This window comes from Streptomyces sp. NPDC060198, from assembly GCF_042728415.1.
Taxonomy (GTDB): Bacteria; Actinomycetota; Actinomycetes; order Streptomycetales; family Streptomycetaceae; genus Streptomyces.
In genome coordinates, this window is sequence record NZ_JBHWZJ010000562.1 from 1 (window position 1) to 3,205 (window position 3,205).

At 68.8% G+C, this 3,205-nt stretch carries 4 protein-coding genes; 2 read left to right on the forward strand and 2 right to left on the reverse strand.

Going from position 1 to position 3,205, the window contains the following annotated elements; genetic code table 11:
• Positions 1 to 39: 39 nt before the first annotated feature.
• Positions 40 to 381 carry a GroES family chaperonin gene (locus ACFWEP_RS33425; RefSeq protein ID WP_387375875.1) on the reverse strand — a complete coding sequence of 114 codons (342 nt, stop codon included), beginning with the start codon at positions 379 to 381 and terminating at the stop codon, positions 40 to 42.
• A 137-nt stretch (positions 382 to 518) separates the two neighbouring features.
• Positions 519 to 857, reverse strand: coding sequence for a DUF3618 domain-containing protein (locus tag ACFWEP_RS33430; RefSeq protein ID WP_387375877.1), 339 nt, complete (start codon positions 855 to 857; stop codon positions 519 to 521).
• 128 nt (positions 858 to 985) lie between these two features.
• On the opposite strand from ACFWEP_RS33430, the gene bcp reads away from it, so the two are divergent.
• Both bcp and proP read left to right on the forward strand, forming a co-directional pair.
• Positions 986 to 1,453: a thioredoxin-dependent thiol peroxidase gene (gene bcp / locus ACFWEP_RS33435; protein ID WP_387375879.1), complete on the forward strand. Its 468-nt coding sequence runs from the start codon at positions 986 to 988 to the stop codon at positions 1,451 to 1,453.
• Positions 1,454 to 1,655: 202 nt separating this feature from the next.
• Positions 1,656 to 3,152 (forward strand): glycine betaine/L-proline transporter ProP, encoded by a 1,497-nt coding sequence (gene proP, locus ACFWEP_RS33440; RefSeq protein ID WP_387375881.1) that lies wholly within the window; start codon positions 1,656 to 1,658, stop codon positions 3,150 to 3,152.
• Positions 3,153 to 3,205: the final 53 nt, after the last annotated feature.

Consider the following 3,205-nt stretch of genomic DNA (forward strand, 5'->3'; position numbering starts at 1 on the left):
GACCGCGGTCACCGGGCTCCACCGGAGCATGCTGAGGGATTACAGATACAGCCCCGTCGAATCGACCGAGCCCTCGAACCGGTCCGCCGCCACCGCGTGCAGATCCCGCTCCCGCATCAGTACGTACGCCACGCTCCGCACCTCGACCTCGGCACGGTCCTCGGGGTCGTACAGCACCCGGTCCCCGGGCTCGACCGACCGCACGTTCTGGCCGACCGCCACCACCCTGGCCCAGGACAGCCGACGGCCCACCGCCGCCGTCGCGGGAATCAGAATGCCGCCGCCGGACCGGCGCTCGCCCTCCGGCGAGTCGGACCGGACCAGCACACGGTCGTGCAGCATGCGGATGGGCAGCTTGTCGTCCTGGGTGTTGTCGCTCACGCCCCGCAACCTACCCGCCGGGCGGACGCCCGTACGCCGTAGGGGGTACGTCCACCCGCTTCCGCACCGCGCCGCGTATCCTTCCCGCGCCGCGGCACGACCGGCCGAAAGGCCCCGCCCGGGGCCCGCCGGACCGACTACCTCCGGCGGCGGCCGTTGTTCTTCCCGCGCCGCGTCGACACGACCAGCAGACCCACCACACCGACCGCGAGCAACGCCACCGGCACCACCCTCTCCAGCCGGGGCGAGCCGTCCTCCGCCACGAACCGCGCCTTCACGTCCGAGACCGAACGATTCACCGCGACGTACGCGCGGCCCGCCGTACGGTCCACCTTCTCGGCGACCATGGCCTTCGCGTCACCGATGATCGTCTTCGGGTGCACCCGCACCCCGATCTCGTCGAGGACCACAGCCAGCTGCTCACGCCTGCTGATGATGTCCGCCTCGATCTGCGCAGGGGTCCTCGTATCCGACACTGCGCCGCCTCCGTGGTCGTCGTCGGGTAAACCTTCATCGACAGTCTGTCAGCTCGACCGCCCGCACACCCGGCGGCACCCCTATTACGCTCGGTCGCGTACATCCCACGCGCCACCCGAGGAGAACCATGAGCGAGCGACTCCAGTCCGGCGACACCGCCCCCGCCTTCACCCTTCCGGACGCCGACGGCAAGGACGTGTCGCTCGCGGACCACAAGGGCCGCAAGGTGATCGTCTACTTCTACCCCAAGGCCCTTACCCCCGGTTGCACCAAGCAGGCCTGCGACTTCACCGACAACATCGACCTGCTGGCCGGCGCCGGGTACGACGTCATCGGCGTCTCGCCCGACAAGCCGGAGCGGCTCGCGAAGTTCCGCGAGCAGGAACACCTCAAGGTCACCCTGGTCGGCGACCCCTCCAAGGAGGTCCTCGCGGCCTACGGCGCGTACGGCGAGAAGCAGTCGTACGGCAAAACGGTGACGGGCGTCATCCGGTCCACCTTCGTCGTCGACGAGGAGGGCCTGATCGAGCACGCCTTCTACAACGTCCGGGCCACCGGCCACGTCGCGAAGATCATCAAAGACCTCAAGATCTGAAGACGTTCGCATGACGAGGGGTGTCGCGGTCCGAAGTGCCTCAGGACCTGACAAAGGCCGCGGCCCGGCCGAGACCCGCAGGAACGGACAGGAACCTGTCACGACGCTGTGAGGGAACTCGCATCCCCCCATGAATCGGTTTGCAACCGCCATGACTGCACAGAAGCCTCCCCCGGAACACCTCCGAGGAAAGGACCCGGCCATGGCGGCCACCGACCCCCACCGGACGGCCGACCCCGACGCGGTCAGGCGCCACCCCACGCTCTTCCGGGCGATCCGCACACGTCAGAACCCCAGACTCCGCCGCACCGACATCACGGTCACCGACGACCGGGCCGTCAAGCGCGCGGTGAAGGCGGCCTCCCTCGGCAACGCCATGGAGTGGTTCGACTTCGGCATCTACTCCTACCTCGCCGTCACCCTGGGGCACGTCTTCTTCCCGTCCGGGAACGACACGACCCAGCTGCTCTCCTCCTTCGCCACCTTCGCCGTCGCCTTCCTCGTGAGGCCCCTCGGAGGCATGTTCTTCGGCCCGATGGGCGACCGGATCGGCCGCAAGAAGATCCTCGCCCTCACGATGATCATGATGGCGATCGGCACCTTCGCCATCGGCCTCATCCCCTCGCACGGCACGATCGGCGTCTGGGCACCCGTACTGCTGATCCTCTTCCGGATGCTCCAGGGCTTCTCCACCGGCGGCGAGTACGGCGGCGCCTCGACCTTCATCGCCGAGTACGCCCCCGACAAGCGCCGCGGCTTCTTCGGCAGCTTCCTCGAATTCGGCACCCTCGCCGGATACGTCGGCGCCGCAGGCCTGGTCACCGTGCTCTACGCACTCCTCGACACCGGCCAGATGGAGAGCTGGGGCTGGCGCGTCCCCTTCCTCGTCGCGGGCCCCCTCGGCCTGGTCGGCCTCTACCTCCGGCTCCGCCTCGACGAGACCCCCGCCTTCCAGAAGCTGGAGGGCGGCACCGCCCACGCCTCCGAGGCCGCCGACAGCGTGGAGACCACCACCAAGGGCGACCTCGCCAGGATCTTCCGCGACTACTGGCCGACGCTGATCCTCTGCATCTGCCTGGTCGGCGCGTACAACATCGCCGACTACATGCTGCTCTCCTACATGCCGACGTACCTCTCCGACGAGCTCGGCTACAGCGAGACCCACGGACTGCTCGTCCTGCTCGTGGTGATGGTCCTCCTCATGCTGGTCATCAGCCAGGTCGGCAAGCTCTCCGACCGCTTCGGCCGCAAGCCGCTGCTGATGACGGGCATGCTCGGCTTCCTGGCGCTCTCGCTTCCCTCGTTCCTGCTGATCCGGCAGGGCAGCATCCCGGCCGTCGCCATCGGCCTGCTGATGCTGGGCCTCTCCCTGGTCTGCATGCTCGGCACCATGTCCGCCGCCCTCCCGGCCCTCTTCCCCACGAGCGTCCGGTACGGCTCCCTCTCGGTCGGCTACAACCTCTCCGCGTCGATCTTCGGCGGCACGACCCCGCTGGTCGTCACCGCCCTGATCAGCTGGAGCGGCACCAACCTGATGCCCGCGTACTACGCGATGGCCGCGGCCCTGGTCGGCGTGGTCTCGGTGGCCTGCATGAAGGAGACCGCCCAGAAGCCCCTCGACGGCTCCCCGCCCTCGGTGGAGACCCCGGAGGAAGCGGCCGAACTCGTCCACGCCCAGTCGCCGGACCCGAAGTTCTGACCCCCCGCTCTCGTACGGAAGGGCCCGTACCGCTTCATGGCGAACGCCGAAGC